The organism is Prevotella sp. MGM1 (assembly GCF_002933775.1).
Classification (GTDB): domain Bacteria; phylum Bacteroidota; class Bacteroidia; order Bacteroidales; family Bacteroidaceae; genus Prevotella.
The window spans coordinates 1-19,296 of sequence record NZ_BEWV01000158.1 but is presented as its reverse complement, the minus strand read 5'-3'; the positions used below and the strand labels follow the sequence as shown (position 1 = coordinate 19,296).

Annotated in this window: 19 protein-coding genes and 1 riboswitch; of the genes, 17 read left to right on the top strand and 2 right to left on the bottom strand. The window is 49.3% G+C overall.

What is annotated here, in order from left to right; translation table 11 throughout:
• From MoGM_RS05975 to MoGM_RS05960, 4 genes are all read left to right on the top strand, one after another.
• On the top strand, positions 1-1,429 hold a 1,429-nt coding region (locus MoGM_RS05975), incomplete at its 5' end, for a M3 family metallopeptidase (protein ID WP_104369205.1).
• 19 nt (positions 1,430-1,448) lie between these two features.
• Positions 1,449-1,874, top strand: coding sequence for a dCMP deaminase family protein (locus tag MoGM_RS05970; protein ID WP_104369201.1), 426 nt, complete (start codon positions 1,449-1,451; stop codon positions 1,872-1,874).
• On the top strand, positions 1,875-3,605 hold the full coding sequence (locus tag MoGM_RS05965; protein WP_104369200.1) for a S41 family peptidase: 1,731 nt from the start codon (positions 1,875-1,877) through the stop codon (positions 3,603-3,605).
• 69 nt (positions 3,606-3,674) lie between these two features.
• Positions 3,675-4,202, top strand: coding sequence for a 5-formyltetrahydrofolate cyclo-ligase (locus MoGM_RS05960; protein ID WP_104369199.1), 528 nt, complete (start codon positions 3,675-3,677; stop codon positions 4,200-4,202).
• Positions 4,203-4,402: 200 nt separating this feature from the next.
• On the opposite strand, the gene MoGM_RS05955 is transcribed toward MoGM_RS05960, so the two are convergent.
• Both MoGM_RS05955 and MoGM_RS05950 read right to left on the bottom strand, forming a co-directional pair.
• Entirely contained in the window at positions 4,403-4,693 is a 291-nt protein-coding gene (locus MoGM_RS05955; protein WP_104369198.1) for a DUF721 domain-containing protein, read from the bottom strand.
• A gap of 200 nt (positions 4,694-4,893) precedes the next feature.
• Positions 4,894-6,012: a DNA replication/repair protein RecF gene (locus MoGM_RS05950; RefSeq protein ID WP_104369197.1), complete on the bottom strand. Its 1,119-nt coding sequence runs from the start codon at positions 6,010-6,012 to the stop codon at positions 4,894-4,896.
• Positions 6,013-6,153: 141 nt separating this feature from the next.
• Here MoGM_RS05950 and MoGM_RS05945 point away from each other — a divergent pair, with 141 nt between their 5' ends.
• From MoGM_RS05945 to MoGM_RS05880, 13 genes are all read left to right on the top strand, one after another.
• A complete protein-coding gene (locus tag MoGM_RS05945; protein ID WP_104369204.1) occupies positions 6,154-6,834 on the top strand; it encodes a tetratricopeptide repeat protein in 681 nt (226 codons plus the stop codon).
• On the top strand, positions 6,835-7,311 hold the full coding sequence (gene ribH / locus MoGM_RS05940; RefSeq protein ID WP_104369196.1) for a 6,7-dimethyl-8-ribityllumazine synthase: 477 nt from the start codon (positions 6,835-6,837) through the stop codon (positions 7,309-7,311).
• A 318-nt stretch (positions 7,312-7,629) separates the two neighbouring features.
• On the top strand, positions 7,630-8,379 hold the full coding sequence (locus MoGM_RS05930; protein WP_104369194.1) for an exodeoxyribonuclease III: 750 nt from the start codon (positions 7,630-7,632) through the stop codon (positions 8,377-8,379).
• 179 nt (positions 8,380-8,558) lie between these two features.
• Complete coding sequence (locus MoGM_RS05925; protein WP_146078666.1) at positions 8,559-8,807, top strand: hypothetical protein; 249 nt, start codon at positions 8,559-8,561, stop codon at positions 8,805-8,807.
• A gap of 81 nt (positions 8,808-8,888) precedes the next feature.
• Positions 8,889-10,907: a cytochrome c biogenesis protein CcdA gene (locus MoGM_RS05920; RefSeq protein WP_104369192.1), complete on the top strand. Its 2,019-nt coding sequence runs from the start codon at positions 8,889-8,891 to the stop codon at positions 10,905-10,907.
• Position 10,908: 1 nt separating this feature from the next.
• The gene (locus MoGM_RS05915; protein ID WP_104369191.1) at positions 10,909-12,198 is read left to right on the top strand and encodes a serine dehydratase subunit alpha family protein; all 1,290 of its coding nucleotides are present in this window, start codon (positions 10,909-10,911) and stop codon (positions 12,196-12,198) included.
• Between the two features lie 366 nt (positions 12,199-12,564).
• Positions 12,565-12,663: riboswitch (TPP riboswitch) on the top strand.
• 83 nt (positions 12,664-12,746) lie between these two features.
• Positions 12,747-13,523 (top strand): thiazole synthase, encoded by a 777-nt coding sequence (locus MoGM_RS05910; RefSeq protein ID WP_104369190.1) that lies wholly within the window; start codon positions 12,747-12,749, stop codon positions 13,521-13,523.
• Positions 13,524-13,608: 85 nt separating this feature from the next.
• Positions 13,609-13,809: a sulfur carrier protein ThiS gene (gene thiS / locus MoGM_RS05905; protein WP_104369203.1), complete on the top strand. Its 201-nt coding sequence runs from the start codon at positions 13,609-13,611 to the stop codon at positions 13,807-13,809.
• A gap of 5 nt (positions 13,810-13,814) precedes the next feature.
• Positions 13,815-14,942: a 2-iminoacetate synthase ThiH gene (thiH, locus tag MoGM_RS05900; protein WP_104369202.1), complete on the top strand. Its 1,128-nt coding sequence runs from the start codon at positions 13,815-13,817 to the stop codon at positions 14,940-14,942.
• Complete coding sequence (gene thiD, locus MoGM_RS05895; protein WP_104369189.1) at positions 14,942-15,799, top strand: bifunctional hydroxymethylpyrimidine kinase/phosphomethylpyrimidine kinase; 858 nt, start codon at positions 14,942-14,944, stop codon at positions 15,797-15,799. The genes thiH and thiD overlap by 1 nt, the downstream gene beginning before the upstream one ends.
• 115 nt (positions 15,800-15,914) lie before the next feature.
• Positions 15,915-16,529, top strand: coding sequence for a thiamine phosphate synthase (locus MoGM_RS05890; RefSeq protein ID WP_104369188.1), 615 nt, complete (start codon positions 15,915-15,917; stop codon positions 16,527-16,529).
• A 124-nt stretch (positions 16,530-16,653) separates the two neighbouring features.
• Positions 16,654-18,231 carry a phosphomethylpyrimidine synthase ThiC gene (gene thiC, locus MoGM_RS05885; RefSeq protein ID WP_104369187.1) on the top strand — a complete coding sequence of 526 codons (1,578 nt, stop codon included), beginning with the start codon at positions 16,654-16,656 and terminating at the stop codon, positions 18,229-18,231.
• 35 nt (positions 18,232-18,266) lie between these two features.
• Positions 18,267-18,872 (top strand): thiamine phosphate synthase, encoded by a 606-nt coding sequence (locus MoGM_RS05880; RefSeq protein WP_104369186.1) that lies wholly within the window; start codon positions 18,267-18,269, stop codon positions 18,870-18,872.
• Positions 18,873-19,296 lie beyond the last annotated feature (424 nt).

Sequence of the window (19,296 nt, the reverse complement as noted above, 5' to 3'; positions counted from 1 at the left end):
CGGCAAGGATGGGTGGATAGTGACGCTCGACCATCCGAGCTACGGCCCGTTCATGACATATTCCGCCAATCGTGAATTGCGGGAGCGTCTTTATATGGCGAAGAACACCGTCTGCACGAAAGACAACAGCGAGAACAACATCGAGATATGCAAGCGCATCGTTAACCTAAGGCGCGAGATAGCGCAACTGCTCGGCTACAAGACATACGCCGACTACGTGCTAAAACACCGTATGGCTACAAATACCCGGAATGTGTACCGCCTGCTCGACGACCTCACCGAGGCATACAGGCCAGCGGCGTTGAAAGAGGTGGATGCCTTGGAGCGGATGGCACGTAAGATGGAGGGCAGGGACTTTGTGATGCGTCCGTGGGATTTCAGTTTCTTCTCTCATAAGTTGCAGTTGCGGAAATACAATCTCGACGCAGAGATGCTGCGCCCATATTTCGAACTGTCGAAAGTGATAGACGGGGTTTTCGGGCTGGCCAACCGTCTTTATGGAATAACATTCAGGGAAAACAAGGACATACCTGTATATCATCCCGATGTGAAGGCTTACGAGGTGTTCGATGCCGACGGGTCTTATCTTGCCGTGTTCTACGCAGATTTCCACCCCCGCAAAGGCAAGCAGGGAGGAGCGTGGATGACCGAGTACCAAGGACAGTTTATCGACCGTAAGGGTGAGAACGTTAGACCCCATGTGAGCGTGGTGATGAACCTTACCAAGCCGACAGACGAGAAGCCGGCGCTGCTCACGCTCAGTGAGGTGGAGACATTCCTGCACGAGTTCGGACATTCACTGCACGGCATGTTCGCCAACACCCGCTTCGAGAGTCTGAGCGGAACGAATGTGTGGTGGGACTTCGTCGAGCTGCCTTCGCAGTTCATGGAAAACTATGCCGTGGAGAAAGACTTTCTGCGCACGTTCGCTTTCCATTATCAGACCGGCGAGTCGTTGCCCGACGAACTGATAGACCGCATAGTGAAGAGCCGCAATTTCATGGCGGCCTACGCTTGTATGCGGCAGGTGAGCTTCGGACTGCTCGACATGGCTTATTATACGAAGAAAGAGCCGTTTGACGACGATATCATCAAGTTCGAGAAAAAAGCATGGGCGAAAGCCATTGTCACCGAGCAACTGCCGGATACGTGCATGACGGTGCAGTTCGGCCATATAATGGCAGGCGGATATGCCGCCGGATATTACAGCTACAAGTGGGCGGAAGTGCTTGATGCCGATGCTTTCAGCGTGTTCAGGCGCCGCGGAATATTTGATCGTCAGACGGCACAGAGCTTCCGTGACAATATACTGTCACGCGGCGGTACCGAGCATCCTATGACGCTCTACAAACGTTTCCGCGGCTGCGAGCCTACTATAGACGCTTTGCTGAGACGTAACGGGATAAAGAGACCTAAGAAAAGAAAATAACAAGAAAGAATATAAGGCGGTGGACGAAAAACAAAGAAAACTCGACCTGCGCTATCTGCGTATGGCACGCATCTGGGCGGAGAACAGCTATTGTCGACGCCGTCAGGTGGGAGCGCTCGTGGTTAAGGACAAGATGATAATCAGCGACGGATATAACGGTACGCCGAGCGGATTTGAGAACGTGTGCGAAGACAGTGCCAACATCACTTTCCCATACGTGTTGCATGCCGAGGCCAATGCCATAACGAAGCTCGCCAGAAGCTCTAACAACAGCGACGGAGCCACGCTCTATGTCACGGCATCGCCTTGCATAGAGTGCTCTAAGCTGATAATACAGGCCGGTATAAAGCGGGTCGTGTATGGAGAGCACTACCGTCTGGAAGACGGCATAAACCTGTTGAGAAAGGCAGGGATAGAAGTGATATACCTAAATCCGGAAGAATAAATGAACAGAAACAAGTCAAACCGTCTCATGCCGCTCATCATGGCGGTGTGTGTGGTCGTGGGAGTCGTGATAGGAACGTTCTATACGAGCCATTTCTCGGGTAACAGACTCAGTATAATCAATTCAAGCGGCAACAAGCTCAACAACTTGTTGCACATTGTCGATGACCAGTATGTGGACACGGTGGACATCAATAAACTCGTGGAAGATGCCATGCCGCAGATTCTTGCCGAACTTGATCCGCACTCGGTATATATCGGGGCGAAAGACGTGCAGGCCGTGAACGACGACCTGAAAGGCTCGTTCTCGGGAGTGGGAATAGAGTTTACGATACGTGAAGATACCATAAGAGTGCAGAACGTGGTAAATGCCGGTCCGGCAGATCGTGCCGGAGTAAAGGCCGGAGATAAGATAGTGTCTGTCGACGGAAAGCCGTTTGTGGGTAAAATAGTCACTAATGATGAGGCCATGCGGCGCCTGAAAGGTCCTAAGGATACTAAGGTGAAACTCGGACTGTTGGGGTATGGTGAGAAAAAGGTTAGATATGTGACCATCACGAGAGACGATATTCCGCAGCGGAGCATCAGCGCCACGTATATGATAAATGATAATACGGGGTATATCAAGGTGAAAAGTTTCGGCGAGAACACATATCCCGAGTTGCTCATTTCATTGGCGAAGCTCTCTCAGGAAGACCTGCAAAACCTCATTGTCGACCTGCGCGGCAATGTGGGAGGATATATGATGGCTGTCATTCAGATGGTGAACGAGTTCTTGCCCAAAGACCGTCTTATCGTATATACACAGGGACGAAAGTCGCCAAGGCAGGAATATCGAAGCGACGGGCGCGGCAGTTATCAGAAAATACCACTTGTCGTGCTTATAGATGAAGGTTCGGCATCGGCATCGGAGATATTTGCCGGGGCCATACAGGATAACGACCGTGGCACGGTCATCGGCCGGCGGTCGTTTGGAAAGGGACTCGTGCAGCAGCCGATGGCTTTCAATGACGGTTCGATGATAAGGCTTACGATTGCCCGTTATTATACTCCTTCCGGACGTTGCATACAAAAACCGTACACATCCGGTTCTGACAAGGATTATGAGGACGACTTGATGATGAGATATCAGCACGGCGAGTATTTTTCGCAAGACAGTATCAAGCATGAGGGTCCGGAGTATCACACGAGTATCGGGCGCACGGTGTATGGCGGCGGAGGTATAACCCCCGATATATTCGTGGCCGAGGATACTCTCGGTGTCACGTCTTATTACAAGGAAGCCGGCATGACCGGACTGATATTTCAGTTTGCCTATGACTATACCGATGAGAACAGGGCCAGACTTGGAGAGTTCACGGATATGGAATCTCTGCTTGATTATCTCAAGAAACAGAATATGGTGGAGCGCTTTGCTTCATACGCTGACCGAAAGGGACTGCGCCGCCGCAACCTGATGATAAGGAAATCACACCATCTGCTAGAACGGTTTATTGACAGTAGGATAATATACAACATGCTCGATGATGAGGCATGGATAGAATATCTCAATCTGGATGACCCGGCAATAGAGAAGGCTGTCGATGTCTTTAAGGCTAAACAGGCTTTCCCTAAGAAAGCCGTTGAGCCTCGGAAAGCGGACAAAGGGGGAAAGACAGCCATGACGGTTTTCGGTAAAGGATATGATTATCGGGGTACTCATGTATCTTGTTCGCTTACGGCAAAAGGATAAAATCAAGGTGAGTAAATGGAAGAAGCGGTTTAAAGACAATAATAACAAGGCAAAAGGAATAGCTTTGAAGTGGAGAAAAAAGAGCTTAGAAACATTATAAGGGCCGGGAAGCGGCAGTTTACGCATGATGATTTGCGCAGATTGTCGCTTCCTGTTATTGAACGGTTGATGGCCCATCCTCGTTTTGTCGCGGCACGTACAGTGATGCTTTATCACTCGTTGGCCGATGAGGTGGATACCCGCCTTCTGCTGAATACGGTGAGTGATAAGCGTGTCTTACTGCCGAAAGTGACTGGTGAGGGCATTATGGAGCTGCGTGTATATACCGGTCCTGACGACCTTAGCATCGGAGTCTATGGAATAATGGAACCTGTCGGTAGTCTCTTTAACGACTATTCGGCTGTAGACCTTGCCGTGGTTCCGGGTATGGCATTTGATAAATCGGGCAATCGTCTCGGCCGTGGAAAAGGTTATTACGACCGTCTTTTGCCATTGATAGGATATAAATATAAGATAGGTATATGCTTTCCGTTTCAGCTTTTGGATTCTATACCGGTCGAACCGACAGACGTTCCTGTGGATGAAGTCATTTGTTGAGCGGTCAATTGTTTCTCAAATTATGACTTCCGTTTTTTTCTTAGTATGGTTTTCATAGTCTGTTTTTCGTATTTTCATAAAATGGCTTTCATGTCTTGAATCTGTCGGATTAATCCAAAATAGGAATGTCGGGTGACAATAGCCTTTGCCATTTGACTTATCGGAAAACAAAGTTTTAACTCTTCTGAAACAATCCGTTGTCAATTAAACCTTATATCTATGATGACATTGCTTCCGACATGGTTGTTCAGCAATCTGACAAACTCCTGTCTTCTCATGCTCAGATCGGCGCGCAGAGCCGGATTTGTCAGTTGGACATACATGGTCTGGTTTCTTATGTATGTCTCTCGTGTATAGCGTTCCACTGCCGGACCGGCAATCAGCGGCCATGCGTCCATCACCCGTTTTTGAAGCAGTGGTGTTTCGAGTCCCTGAACACGCATGTTGCGCATTATCAAATCTTTAATGGATTGTACTTCTCTTTTGAACATCCTTCCCGAAATATTATATGTATATCAATGTATCCGATGGTATGGTGGGCTGGGTTGTCTGTATGGACAGCTGTATGGGCAAATCGTGACTGTCATTATGCTGTGATGCGATTGTTTGCGTATAAATGTTCGGAATCATAGTCCGAGGTTAATATTACGGTTGCAGTTGTGTTTCAATTACGGTTGCAGTTGTGTTTCAATTACGGTTGCAGTTGTGTTTCACGCTCGATAATCTCTCCGTTGTCCACGAGGAAAATCTTATAGTCGAACGAACAGTCGCTGAGAATACTCCCGAGGTGATCGCGGTTGGTGTCTGTTATGAATATTTGGCCGAACCCTTCGCCTGCCACAAGCCGCACTATCTGTTCCACTCGCTCTGCGTCGAGCTTGTCGAAAATGTCGTCAAGCAGCAGCAAGGGGGTTGTCTGTGAACTTGTACGCTTCAAAAACTCGAATTGCGCGAGTTTCAATGCTATTACAAATGTCTTGTTCTGTCCCTGGCTTCCTTCGCGTTTCATCTGATGACCGCCCAGTGTGAACTCCAAGTCATCGCGGTGAACACCATGCAGCGAGTAGCCCACCGCAAGGTCTTTATGTCTGTCTCGGCGTATGACATCAATCAGAGCGCCACGCTGACAATGGGAGATATAGCTCAAGCCGACCTCTTCTTTGTTTGATGATATTGTGCTGTAATAATCTTGAAATACGGGCGTTAGCTCACGTACGAAAGCATCTCGCTTGGCATATATTTTCTCTCCTTCCGCTGCCATGGCCTCTTCCCATATTGAAAGCATTTCAAGATCTGGTGCAGGTTCCGCTTTGAGCAGTGAGTTTCGCTGTTGCAGCGCTTTGGTATATCTGTTCAACGCATCTATATATCCGTGGTCATACTGCGATATTACGATGTCCATCAGTTTGCGTCGCTCCTCGCTTCCGCTTTCGATCAGCATGGTGTCTGAAGGCGATACAACCACGAGCGGTATCAGTCCGATGTGTTCAGACAGCCGTTTATATTCTTTCTTATTTCGTTTGAAGTGTTTTTTCGTGCCACGTTTCATGCCGCAGTATACAGCCTCCGGTTCCCCGCCTTCAGTCGTGTAGTCGCCCTCTATCACGAAAAAGTCCTGATTGTGTCTTATGATCTGCGAGTCGATGGGATTGTGTGCGCTTCTGCAAAACGACAGGTAGTAAATAACGTCAAGCACATTGGTTTTCCCCGCTCCGTTATTGCCTATAAGGCAGTTCATCTTCGGAGACATGGCAAGGGTAGCGGTCTTTATATTCCGATAATTGATAATTGACAGTTTTCGCAGAATCATCCCTCTGATTTATAGCTAATTTATTGCAAAGTTACGTGTTTTATCAGTCAAAAACGAAAAAAGTTGATGATAAATTTCACTATATCCGATAAATTAAGTAATTTTGTCTGCGATTTTGATAACAGAAAATATATAATTATAATGGCAAATAACAAAGACCGCATGAGCGCTCAGAACGTAGAAGAGACCCTCAGCAGACAAGACGCTTTCTTTGATAAATACAAGAAAGTCATCATTTATGGAGTGATAGCCTTGATAGTAATCATAGCCGGAGCTATAATCTACAACACATACGTTGCTGGTCCTCGTGAGGAAAAGGCAAGCACGGAACTGGCCAAGGGACAGGAGCTTTTCGGTGAAGAGCAGTTTGATAAGGCACTCAACGGTGACAAGGCTGGCTTTGCCGGATTCTTGAGCATTGCGAGCGATTACAGTGGAACAGACGCCGGAAATCTTGCTAATCTGTACGCCGGACTATGCTATGCCAAGCTTGACAAATGGACGGAAGCGGCAGAGTATCTTGAAAAGTTCGATACGAAAGGTGACATGATGATAAGCCCCGCTGCAATCGGTGCTCTCGGAAACGCATACGCACATCTCAATCAACTTGACAAGGCGGTAGATTGTCTTAAAAAGGCGGCCAAGAAGGCGGACAACAACAGTCTTTCGCCAACATTCCTTATACAGGCGGGCGAGATACTCGAAAGCCAGGGAAAGAAAGAAGAGGCTCTCAAACTCTATGAAGAGGTGAAGAACAAGTACTTCAACTCCATGCAATATCAGACTATCGACAAGTATATCGAACGCGCAACCACTAAGTAAATGGCAACCGCATTACACAACTTGTCAGACTATGACTTCGAGAGTATTCCCGACGCAAGCAACATGTGCTTCGGCATTGTGGTGGCGGAGTGGAATCCCGAGATAACAGGTGCGTTGCTCGATGGTGCCGTGGGCACGCTTGAAAAGCATGGGGCAATCCCCGAAAACATACATGTCAAAACCGTTCCAGGCAGTTTTGAACTGATATACGGAGCGCATCAGATGACTCTCAACGGCAGTTTTGACGCAATAATAGTATTGGGCAGTGTGATACGTGGTGAGACACCTCACTTCGACTACATCTGTCAAGGCGTGACGGCAGGTATCGCCCATCTGAATGCCACAAGTGAAATCCCCGTGATTTACGGTCTGCTGACAACGGAAGACTTGCAGCAAGCCAAAGACAGAAGCGGCGGAAAACTCGGTAATAAGGGTGACGAGTGCGCCATAGACGCAATCAAAATGGCAAAATTCTAATAACTTTCAGGATTGATAACGACGAGGGCGGCCTGCTGAAAAGGCACGCCCTCATTTTTTTTCAGACAGTTTAAGGCTGTCTGCAGCGATATTGATGAAGTGTACAGTCGGTAACTGTTGGTGGAAATATTGTGGTATTACTATTGTCGCCAAAGGTTGCCATAGCGATGCATACGGTATACGGCCGTGGCATACCAGACGGGATTGGCGGCAGGGCATGAAAACAGTAATGATACGGTTTAAAAATCCGCTTTATCTCATGATTATATCAGGAGGAATGATTATCTTTGCCGAGCTAATGATATAAAAAATAGGACAATGAAATTCATATCTTGGAATGTTAACGGTTTAAGAGCTTGTGAGGGAAAAGGGTTCAGCGAGACTTTCAGACAACTGGACGCTGACTTTTTCTGTTTGCAAGAGACGAAGATGCAGGCAGGTCAACTCGATCTCGAATTTGAAGGATACAGGTCATACTGGAATTACGCTGACAAGAAAGGATATTCCGGTACTGCTATATTCACACGTCATGAGCCGTTGGGCGTGACTTACGGTATGGGTATAGATGAGCACGACCATGAGGGGCGTATTATAACATTGGAAATGAACGATTTCTATCTTGTCACCGTATATACACCCAATTCGCAAGACGGATTGCGCCGGCTCGACTACCGAATGCAATGGGAAGACGATTTCAGGAGATATATAATGCGGCTTGACGAGCGCAAGCCGGTGATAGTATGCGGTGACCTTAACGTGGCTCATAATGAGATCGACCTTAAAAATCCGAAGACCAACCGTCGCAGTGCAGGGTTTACGGACGAGGAGCGGGATAAGTTCACCACATTATTGAATAGTGGATTTGTAGATACTTTCCGTGCGTTGTACCCCGACAAGGTGACCTACTCATGGTGGTCGTACAGATTTAAGGCGCGTGAGAAAAATGCCGGTTGGCGCATCGATTATTTTGTGGCTTCAGAGCGCTTGTTCGGTAGTGTTGCCGATGCCGGGATACACACGGATATTTTCGGTAGCGATCATTGTCCGGTAGTTCTCGAATTGAGGTGACGTATAAACAAAAAACAACACTGGAAACGCTGTTTTAACATTCTGTATTCAAATAAAATGTATTAAGGATAAGGATGGTTAAAAGACAGAGGGATATTGGGCATTATCCCGATAAATGGCTTATCTTTGCAGACGAGTTAATACAAAAGGATAACATGTTTAATTTAAAAAGTGTAATTATGAAAAACGTACTTATTTTTGCCGCGGCGCTCGCAGTTGTCGGCGCGGCAGTTTACAACAGAAAGAGACTTGCAACTTATGCTCAGACGGGCAGTGTCAAGATTAAAGACAAAGTTCAAGTGGCCGCCGCTGCTATAAGTTCCGCCGTGAAAAACGGAAAAGAGAGCATGGCAAGCACGGTGAAAGATACCGGTTATGCCATGAAGAAAGTAGCGGACAACTCCGCCAAAAAAATAGAGACAGCCTGACGTCAGGCATAAATACAAGTCTCTTTATTACGAAGTCTGACATTTATTTCGTACATTTGCAACCGAAATAAAGAAATCGTAATGAAGAGACTTGTATTTTTATTTTTTCTCGCCTCGGTGCTGACTGTCAGTGTTTTTGCACAGATGGCCGATCCGGTGCATTTCACTGCAAGCATGAAGATGCTTGGAGGCGATGAAGCCGAGATTGTTTTTTCGGCAAAGATAGACAAAGGTTGGCACTTATATTCAACCGATTTGGGAAGTGACGGCCCGACTCAGGCCACGTTCAATGTGAACAAGATGAGCGGAGCCGAACCGGTGGGGAAGTTGAGACCGGTAGGAAAAGAGATAGCACAGTTTGACGAAATGTTCGGGATGAAACTGCGTTTCTTTGAGAACAGCGGCTCGTTTGTCCAGAAAATAAAGTTTACCAAAGCCGAATATACCATTGATTGTTATCTGGAATACGGCGCATGCAACGATGAGATGTGCATGCCACCCTCACAAGTGGCGTTCGTGAAGAGCGGTAAGTCGCCTGTCATAGGCAAGAGCGATGACGTGAAAGCCGATGATAAAGTTGACGACGCATTGAAACAGGACACTGTGGTTGCGGAAAAGCAAGACACGGCAGAAACTGATACGACTGTGGTTGCGGCAGCCGTGGCGCATGGTGACAAAGACCTGTGGACACCGGTGATAGACGAGCTTAAAGCATACGAAGACAATCCGACGGACAACTCGTTGCTCTACATCTTCCTTGCCGGGCTTGCCGGCGGTTTTCTTGCTTTGCTCACTCCATGTGTGTGGCCGATCATTCCCATGACGGTGAGTTTCTTCCTTAAACGGAATAAAGATCATTCCAAAGCAATTCGTGAGGCGATTGTCTACGGAGCGTCTATAGTGGTGATATATGTACTTCTCGGACTGGTGGTAACATGGCTTTTCGGGGCAAGTGCGTTGAATGCCCTTTCCACCAATGCCGTGTTCAATATCTTGTTCTTCCTGCTTCTTGTCGTTTTTGCGGCTTCATTCTTCGGAGCGTTTGAAATAACGCTGCCATCGTCGTGGAGCAACAAGATAGACCGTAAGTCAGAGAATACGACGGGCATGCTCAGCATATTCCTAATGGCATTCACTCTCACGCTCGTGTCGTTCTCGTGCACCGGCCCGATAATTGGCTTTCTTCTTGTGGCCGTATCCACACAGGGAAGCATCATCGCCCCTACGATAGGAATGCTCGGTTTTGCTATAGCTTTGGCAATACCTTTCACTCTTTTTGCCATGTTCCCGAGCCTGCTCAAATCGGCTCCCAAGTCGGGCGGCTGGATGAACGTCATCAAGGTGACCCTCGGATTTATAGAGCTGGCTTTTGCGTTGAAGTTCCTTTCCGTGGCTGATTTGGCCTATGGATGGCATATCCTTGACCGTGAGGTGTTTGTGTCGTTGTGGATTGTAATATTCGGACTGCTTGGAATATATCTGCTCGGATGGTTGAAATTCCCGCATGACGATGAGGGTAACCGTACTAATGTGCCGAGGTTTTTTATTGCCATGATCTCATTGGCATTCGCTATATATATGATTCCCGGTCTGTGGGGAGCGCCTCTGAAAGCGATAAGCGCTTTCGCGCCTCCGATGAATACTCAGGATTTCAATCTGCAAAAGTCGGCAGTGGAGGCCAAATACACTGATTACGATGAGGGAATGGCCGCTGCCCGGCATCTTGGCAAACCGGTGATGGTAGATTTCACAGGGTTCGGTTGTGTCAATTGCCGCAAGATGGAGGCCGCGGTGTGGACTGATCCTACGGTGGCTGAGATACTGAACGATAAATATGTTCTCATATCCCTATATGTGGATGACAAAACTCCGCTGGAAGAGCCTGTGCAGGTGATTGAAAACGGACAGCAAAGAACGCTGCGTACCGTGGGTGACAAGTGGAGCTATCTTCAACGGACGAAAGTAGGTGCCAACACACAGCCCGTATATGTGTTGCTCGATAACGACGGTATGCCGCTCAATGGCAGCCGCTCTTATGATGAAGATATCAGCGAGTACGTTAAATTCCTGCGCACAGGACTTGATAATTACTCAAAGTAGCATGCAGGACAAAGCATTGAGAGACCGTATAACGGCTCTTATAAAAAAGAACGTCGTGCCGGCCATAGGTTGTACAGAGCCTATGGCCGTGGCCCTTTGTACCGCCCGTGCGATGGAAGAACTCGGTTGTCGTCCAGATAAGATTTCGGTATCTCTGAGTGCCAACATTCTTAAGAACGCAATGGGGGTGGGTATTCCCGGTACGGGTATGATAGGATTGCCTATAGCAGTCGCTCTTGGAGCCATAATCGGAAAGTCGGTCTATAATCTTGAAGTGTTGAAAGACGTGACTCCTGATGCGATAGAGGAGGGCAAAAGGTATATTGGAGAGAAACGGATTGACATCTTGCAGAAGAAAGATACTGCCGAGAAACTATATATAGAGGTGACGGTAACTGCTGTGTCCGGATATGCTACGGTGATAATATCGGGCAGTCATACGAACATAGTATATATAGAAAAAGACGGGAAAACAATTGTCGACAGACGGAAAGAAGGTGGAGATGTTGAGGACCTGGAAGACATTTGCCTTGACATGAGGACCGTATATGATTTTGCTACAACGGCTCCACAGGAGGAAATAAGGTTTATTCTTGCCACGATGGACTATAACATGAATGCCGCAAAGGAGGCGCTGAAAGGCAACTACGGGCATAATCTCGGCAAGACGATAGACCGTCCGCTGAGCCAGGGCATATTCGGAAAAACAATTTTCTCGAAGATAATAGCCAAGACAGCCTCGGCATGTGATGCCCGTATGGGTGGCGCACTGATACCGGTGATGAGTAACTCGGGCAGCGGAAACCAGGGAATATGCGCCACTAATCCTGTGGCGGTGTATGCAATGGAGAACGAAAATACAGAGGAGGAACTCATCAGGGCGCTCACTCTCAGCCATCTTACGGCAATATATATCAAACAAAGCCTTGGCACGCTGTCCGCTTTATGCGGTTGTGTGGTGGCCGGAATTGGCAGCAGTTGCGGAATAACCTATCTGATGGGTGGTGATTATGAGCGTGTATGCCGCTCGGTGAAGAATATGATAGCCAATCTTACGGGTATGATTTGTGACGGAGCGAAACCCAGTTGCTCATTGAAAATATCATCAGGTGTGTCGACCGCCATACTGTCGGCCCTGCTATCTATGGAAGGCAAGTGTGTGTCGAGTGCGGAAGGGATAGTTGATGACAGTGTCGATTGCAGCATACGCAACCTCACCTCGATTGGTGCGGAGGCTATGGGCAAGACTGATGATATGGTGCTTGATATAATGACACACAAAGGTTGCTAAGTCTTTTACAAGTAGGAATAATATCAGACGGCATTATGATTTCATTATCTATATGCCGTTTTTTATTGAGTCAGAATGTTTCGATTCGGATAAGAAATCAGTCCGTCTCTTGATGGGGATAGAGTTACGTACTTGTTATATCGGACAGACGTTAGCTATGTTTTTTCTTTCATATTAAGTTATTGACATGTACTTCATTTGTCCAAAAGATGGATGCGATATATGGCCTTGTGTACATGTTCTTGAAATGCCGATATGGATATTTCCTGTTCCAATATTTGCCCGAATCGGATTTTATTATTACTTTTGCCATGATCATGGCATTGTCGTCTGGCGTGAAGACGGTGCCGATCTTAAATCCGGCCGATCGGCCGGTAGGGGTGCTCTGACTGTTGTCAGGGCTGAGATTATACCCGTAACACCTGATGCGGATAATGCCGCCGGAGGGACTGCTACCATACGTTTGTCTGTATCTGTAAACTATCGGATGCCGATGCGTTAATCTCAAAAGCTCCTTATTCGTATAATCCAAATAATAACCACTCGCAATGGAAAAATTGATTATTGCAGGTAAGGAATTTACGTCCCGGCTGTTCATGGGCACGGGAAAATTCAGTTCAAACACAATCATGAGGCGGGCCATAGAGGCGTCCGAGACGCAGATGGTGACCATGGCTATGAAGCGAATAGACCTCGCCGACAGCGGCGACGATATGTTGCGACATATCGCCATACCGGGCATCCGGCTTCTGCCCAACACTTCCGGAACGCGAAACGCCGATGAGGCTGTGTTTGCCGCCAAGATGGCCCGTGAGGCATTCGGGACCAACTGGCTGAAACTTGAGATCCATCCCGATCCACGCTATCTTCTTCCCGACCCGATAGAGACACTGAAAGCCACCGAACGGTTGGTGAAAGAGGGCTTTGTAGTGCTGCCTTATTGCCAGGCCGACCCTGTGCTTTGCAAGCGTCTTGCCGAAGCGGGAGCAGCCACTGTGATGCCTCTCGGTGCCCCAATCGGTACGAATATGGGTCTGCGCACACGTGATTTTCTAAATATTATAATCGAGGAGGCAACAGTTCCTGTTGTGGTGGATGCCGGAATCGGTGCTCCAAGCGATGCGGCCCTGGCCTTGGAACTTGGTGCCGATGCCGTGCTCGTGAATACGGCGGTGTCTGTCGCCGGCGATCCCGTGGCTATGGCCCGTGCTTTCAAGAAAGCCGTCGAGGCCGGACGCGAGGCATACGAGGCCGGACTCGGTCGGCAGTCGATGGACATGACGGCGGAAGCCAGTTCGCCGCTGACCTCTTTTCTTAATGATTGAGCGTAATCACTATACCGCAAATCGAGCGTGGCACTCGTGTTTTTCGGTATTCGATATTTATAAAACATACAGCAAGAGACAAGAAATGAAAATAAAAATCAACAACGAGATACATCAATTGGCTGACGGAACCACCGTAAAGACGGTTGCGGAAGCAAACAGGCTGCCTGATAAGGGTGTTGCGGTAGCGCTCAACAATGAGTTGGTGCCGCGCGAAGAGTGGGGTGTGCATGTGGTGAAAGACGGCGATGAGATAGTCATTCTTAAAGCGTTTTGCGGAGGATAATGGCTATGTTCATAGATGAAATAAGAAAATACGGCTGGTCGGATACCACCGACAGGATAATGGCCAAGACGGATGCCGATGTGCGCCGCGCACTTTCAAGGAAGCGTTGCGACATAGAAGATTTCATGGCCATGATCTCTCCCGCGGCCGACACATATCTTGAACAGATGGCACGGCTCAGCCGTATGTATACCCGTGAGCGTTTCGGCAATACAATCAATCTCTTTATACCTATCTATCTCACAAACTCGTGTGCCAATTCGTGTGTGTATTGTGGTTTCCATGTGCAGAACCCGATGGCCCGTACCATTCTCACCGAGGATGAGATAGTGCGTGAGTATGAGGCAATCAAGAAGCTCGGCCCGTTCGACAACCTGCTGATAGTCACCGGCGAGAATCCGGCTAAGGCCGGAGTGCCTTACATCGCCCGTGCCCTTGACTTGGCAAAGCGTTATTTCAACAACTTGCAGATAGAGGTCATGCCGCTGAAAGCGGAAGAGTATGCCGAGCTTCGAGGTCACGGGCTAAACGGAGTAATATGCTTTCAGGAGACTTACAACGAGGCGAGATACAAGGTATATCATCCCCGTGGGCCAAAGTCGGACTATGAATGGCGTCTCAACGGCTTCGACCGCATGGGCATGGCCGGGGTTCATAAAATAGGCATGGGCGTACTGGTCGGTCTTGAAGACTGGCGTACCGAGTATGCTATGCTCGCCCGCCACCTGCGGTATTTGGAGAAAACGTACTGGCGAACGCAGTACAGCGTAAACATTCCGCGTATGCGTGCGGCTGAGAACGGTGGTTTCCAACCAAACGTCATAATGTCAGACCGTGAGCTTGCCCAGCTCACTTTCGCCCTGCGTATATTCGATCACGACGTGGATATTTCCTATTCAACCAGAGAGCCGGCCGCCGTGCGCAACAATATGGCGTCGCTCGGCGTGACGACGATGAGTGCCGAGAGTCGCACAGACCCAGGAGGATATTGTCGCAAGCCCTCGTCTTTGGAGCAGTTCAGTGTCAGTGACAGCCGTACGGCACGTGAGGTGGAGCGCGATTTGCGTGCTCTGGGTCTTGAGCCGGTATGGAAAAACTGGGACGCCGTGTTTGATTTAAAGAAGAGCAGCTGATGAACGGCGGTAAGTTTGCTTATCCTGTGGCGCTCACCATAGCCGGAAGCGACAGCAGCGGAGGTGCCGGCATACAGGCCGACATCAAGGCGATGTCGGCGGTAGGGTGCTATGCGGCTTCTGTCATTACTTCAATAACAGTGCAGAACACTATCGGAGTGACTGCCGTTCAGGCCGTATCGCCCGATATCGTGGCGGGACAGATACGTGCGGTAATGGACGATATACGTCCGAAAGCGCTCAAAATAGGTATGGTTAACGACCGTTCGACCATCCAGGCTATAGCCGCCACTCTCCGCGAATATGCCATTGAGCATTTGATTGTAGACCCGGTGATGGTTTCCACGAGCGGTTCGAGGCTCATGCAGGAAGATGCCCTTGATGTGTTTAAGGCCGAATTATTGCCTTTGGCTACTCTTCTCACGCCGAATGTACCGGAGGCCGAAATCCTCAGCGGCATCAAAATAAGAGATAAAGATACGATGGATGAGGCTGCCCGGCGGATAATGGCTCTTGGGTGCGCTGCCGTCTTGATAAAAGGCGGTCATCTGTGCGGCTCCAAGATAGATCGCCTTTATGGTAGCGGACAGTATGAATATGGGTGTGGCGACATCCCGACGTACAATACTCATGGCACAGGCTGCACGCTATCGTCGGCCATAGCGTCGTATCTCGCCTTGGGTTGTACGTTGACGGAAGCCGTGGCAAGCGCCAAGGAGTATGTCACCGAAGCCTTGAAAGCGGGTGCCGATGTCGTGATAGGAGCCGGCCATGGTCCTGTAAACCATTTCTTTGCTCCTAAGTCACTGGTTAAATTGCCGCTTGAAGACGGCAACGCAGACCGTAAATTAGAATAAAAACAAAATCCCGTATACGGCAGACAGAACTGCAATCGAAGTGAAATGACGGTAAGAACGATAGCGGATCATGAGTAAGTCGGCCGGGAAACAATAACGAGACAATAATAAAGCAATGAAACAATTACAGTTTATCACACATAGCAATGACCGGTATACGTATGCCGACGGTGCCCGGATGGCTCTCGAAGGGGGCTGCAAATGGATACAGTTACGCATGAAAGACGCTACCGACGACGAGGTACGGCAGGTCGCCGGCATTGTGCAGCCTCTCTGTCGTGAGCACGAGGCCGTATTCCTGCTTGACGACCGTGTCGGACTTGCCAAGGAACTGAAGGCCGACGGAGTTCATCTGGGCCGCAACGACATGCCCGTCGATGAGGCTCGGCGTATTCTCGGTGAGGAGTTTATCATCGGTGGCACGGCAAATACGTTTGAAGACATTGAGCGGTTGTGGCGTCTGGGAGCCGATTATATCGGATGCGGTCCGTTCCGTTTCACGTCTACAAAAAAGAATCTGTCGCCAGTGCTCGGTCTCGACGGTTACCGGTCGATAATCGGCTCCATGCGTGCCGCAGGGATTGAACTGCCGGTTGTTGCTATCGGCGGCATCACTGTCGATGACATTCCGGCCGTCATGGCCACGGGAGTAGACGGTATTGCGCTCAGCGGGGCAATCCTGAATGCCGGTGATCCTGTGCGGGAGACCGCCCGGATAATGAGTTTATAGAGTGTGCCGGCATTGCATTCAGGCTTTGTCAATACAGTAAACTTGGAAATGCGATGCGGTAACATCAATGGGTATAACATCTTTACATCAATATAACAATTTCTTAAAACCAATAGCAAACGATATGAACAACAACATTAAAATCACTTATCCGAGTTCGGAGAAAGTATATATTGGCGGTTCGCTTTATCCCGAACTGCGTGTCGGCATGCGCCGTGTGCGTCTCACACCGACGGTAAACATAGAGAACGGAGAGAAAAAAATTACGGAGAACGCCCCCGTGTATGTATACGATACGAGCGGTCCTTACAGTGATCCGAACGTGGAAATTGATCTTGCCAAAGGTCTTCCGAAACTCCGCCGGCCGTGGATTGAGAGCCGCCGGGACGGAGAAACGCAGATGTCTCTGGCAAAGCGCGGGATCATCACCCAAGAGATGGAGTACGTAGCCATTCGCGAGAACATGAACTGTGCCGAGCTTGGCATCCCGACGCATATCACCCCGGAATTTGTACGAGATGAGGTGGCCGCAGGCCGGGCCGTCATTCCCGCCAATATAAACCATCCAGAGGCCGAACCGATGATTATCGGAACAAACTTCCTTGTCAAGATAAATACCAACATAGGAAACTCGGCCACCACGTCGAGCATAGATGAGGAGGTGGAGAAAGCCGTGTGGAGTTGCAAGTGGGGCGGCGATACGCTCATGGACCTGTCTACAGGCGACAATATACACGAGACAAGGGAGTGGATTTTGCGCAATTGTCCTGTGCCGGTAGGCACCGTTCCCATGTATCAGGCGTTCGAGAAGGTGAACGGCAAGGCAGAAGACCTGACGTGGGAGATATTCCGGGATACTCTGATCGAGCAGTGCGAGCAGGGAGTGGACTACTTCACCATCCATTGCGGCATACGTCTCAAAAACGTACATCTTTCCCAAGGTCGCCTCACGGGTATGGTGAGCCGTGGCGGAAGCATTATATCAAAGTGGTGCATGGTGCATCAGGAAGAGAGTTTCCTTTATGCCCGCTTCGATGATATATGTGACATCTGCGCCAAGTATGATGTTGCCATATCCCTCGGCGACGGTCTTCGCCCGGGCAGCACGCACGATGCCAACGATGCGGCGCAGTTTGCCGAGCTCGACACTATGGGTGAGCTGGTGGAGCGTGCATGGGCCAAGAACGTGCAGGCGTTTATCGAAGGCCCGGGGCATGTGCCGATGCACAAGATACGTGAGAATATGGACAGGCAGATAGAGAAATGCCACGGTGCGCCGTTCTACACCCTCGGTCCTCTCGTTACCGATATCGCTCCCGGCTACGACCATATCACCAGTGCCATCGGAGCCGCCATGATAGGGTGGTATGGCACGGCGATGCTGTGTTATGTGACACCGAAAGAGCATCTCGCCCTGCCCGATAAGGACGATGTGCGTACAGGTGTCGTCACATATAAGATAGCCGCCCATGCCGCCGATTTGGCCAAAGGGCATCCCGGTGCCACAGTGCGTGACAATGCACTGAGTAAGGCACGCTACGACTTCCGTTGGAAAGACCAGTTCAATCTGGCACTCGATCCCGAACGCGCATTTGAATACTACAAGACATCCAACAAGACCGAGGGTGAGTATTGCACCATGTGCGGTCCGAATTTCTGTGCCGCCCGTATCAGCCACTCACTCAAAGACTGCGGCAAGTGATATTGGTATAGTGTGCGATAGTAAACCGAAAGCGTATGAAATTCATAGTGATAACCTCTCCCGAGTTCATCCCGGGGGAGGCTTTTTTTATCCGTCGGTTGTTTGATTGCGGCCTTGACATACTGCATCTGCGCAAGCCCGGTTCGTCTGTCACCGGTTGTGCACAGCTTCTTGATGAGTTGCCGGCCGAGGTGCGCCGCCGCATCGTGACCCACGACCATTTCTCTCTTTGCGGTGATTACGGTCTGTTTGGTGTTCATCTCAACTGTCGCAACCCTGCTGTCCCGTCCGGATTGTGTCCAGCCTCGGTGTCGGCATCGTGCCATTCGGTTGCCGAGGTGCGGCAGCGTAAGACAGGTTGCGACTATGTGTTCATGAGTCCGGTGTTCGACAGCATATCCAAGCGTGGCTACTCAGCCGCCTATTCCGACGAAGCGCTTTGCCGGGCCTCGTCCGACGGCACGATAGACAGTCGTGTCATGGCTCTTGGCGGTGTCTCGCTCGGCAATATCGGGGCGTTGAGGAGATGGGGGTTCGGCGGTGCGGCATTTCTCGGTGATGTGTGGCGGCTGTCGGCAGACGAAGCCGCTTTCACCCGCCATGCATGCGAACTAAGATGCTCGTTGGATGAAAATATCTGAATATTTAGTATGGAAAGTATTTGTGCTTTGTAAAATAAATATCAAGGTGCGACCCGGTTGTTCTGTCTTCCGTTTTCATGATGCGCTCACTGTCGAAAGGTGCTTTTTACATTGATTTATGATATGTTTCTCGTCGCATTATGATGAAAAAAACGGTTGTTTCATGTTTGTCCGGTAGTTGTGTTGCAACGGGATACCCGTTGGTTTGCGTTTAGCGTCTAAATGGAATGCAACGAGTATCTAAACGGAGCATGACGAGTATCCCGTTGCAAAGCAATAAGGCCCCCGATGCATAGCACCGGGGGCCTCGTTTTTTGTGATTGGAGTGTTATTCGCTATACTTGTGCTGATTCGGGTATGCGTTCGCAAAGCGGGTGCTAACCCACAGCCATGCGGCCGGCCGCCGCAAAGTATGTGTTTATGC

What these genes read in the sequence shown, in the direction of transcription:
- MoGM_RS05915 (WP_104369191.1), top strand. Translation starts at nt 10,909, where the DNA reads ATGCAGGACAAAGCATTGAGAGACCGTATAACGGCTCTTATAAAAAAG.
- MoGM_RS05930 (WP_104369194.1), top strand. Translation starts at nt 7,630, where the DNA reads ATGAAATTCATATCTTGGAATGTTAACGGTTTAAGAGCTTGTGAGGGA.
- MoGM_RS05880 (WP_104369186.1), top strand. Translation starts at nt 18,267, where the DNA reads ATGAAATTCATAGTGATAACCTCTCCCGAGTTCATCCCGGGGGAGGCT.
- MoGM_RS05910 (WP_104369190.1), top strand. Translation starts at nt 12,747, where the DNA reads ATGGAAAAATTGATTATTGCAGGTAAGGAATTTACGTCCCGGCTGTTC.
- thiD (WP_104369189.1), top strand. Translation starts at nt 14,942, where the DNA reads ATGAACGGCGGTAAGTTTGCTTATCCTGTGGCGCTCACCATAGCCGGA.
- thiS (WP_104369203.1), top strand. Translation starts at nt 13,609, where the DNA reads ATGAAAATAAAAATCAACAACGAGATACATCAATTGGCTGACGGAACC.
- thiH (WP_104369202.1), top strand. Translation starts at nt 13,815, where the DNA reads ATGTTCATAGATGAAATAAGAAAATACGGCTGGTCGGATACCACCGAC.
- thiC (WP_104369187.1), top strand. Translation starts at nt 16,654, where the DNA reads ATGAACAACAACATTAAAATCACTTATCCGAGTTCGGAGAAAGTATAT.
- MoGM_RS05890 (WP_104369188.1), top strand. Translation starts at nt 15,915, where the DNA reads ATGAAACAATTACAGTTTATCACACATAGCAATGACCGGTATACGTAT.
- MoGM_RS05945 (WP_104369204.1), top strand. Translation starts at nt 6,154, where the DNA reads ATGGCAAATAACAAAGACCGCATGAGCGCTCAGAACGTAGAAGAGACC.
- MoGM_RS05920 (WP_104369192.1), top strand. Translation starts at nt 8,889, where the DNA reads ATGAAGAGACTTGTATTTTTATTTTTTCTCGCCTCGGTGCTGACTGTC.
- MoGM_RS05925 (WP_146078666.1), top strand. Translation starts at nt 8,559, where the DNA reads ATGAAAAACGTACTTATTTTTGCCGCGGCGCTCGCAGTTGTCGGCGCG.
- ribH (WP_104369196.1), top strand. Translation starts at nt 6,835, where the DNA reads ATGGCAACCGCATTACACAACTTGTCAGACTATGACTTCGAGAGTATT.
- MoGM_RS05955 (WP_104369198.1), bottom strand. Translation starts at nt 4,693, where the DNA reads ATGTTCAAAAGAGAAGTACAATCCATTAAAGATTTGATAATGCGCAAC.
- MoGM_RS05950 (WP_104369197.1), bottom strand. Translation starts at nt 6,012, where the DNA reads ATGATTCTGCGAAAACTGTCAATTATCAATTATCGGAATATAAAGACC.
- MoGM_RS05965 (WP_104369200.1), top strand. Translation starts at nt 1,875, where the DNA reads ATGAACAGAAACAAGTCAAACCGTCTCATGCCGCTCATCATGGCGGTG.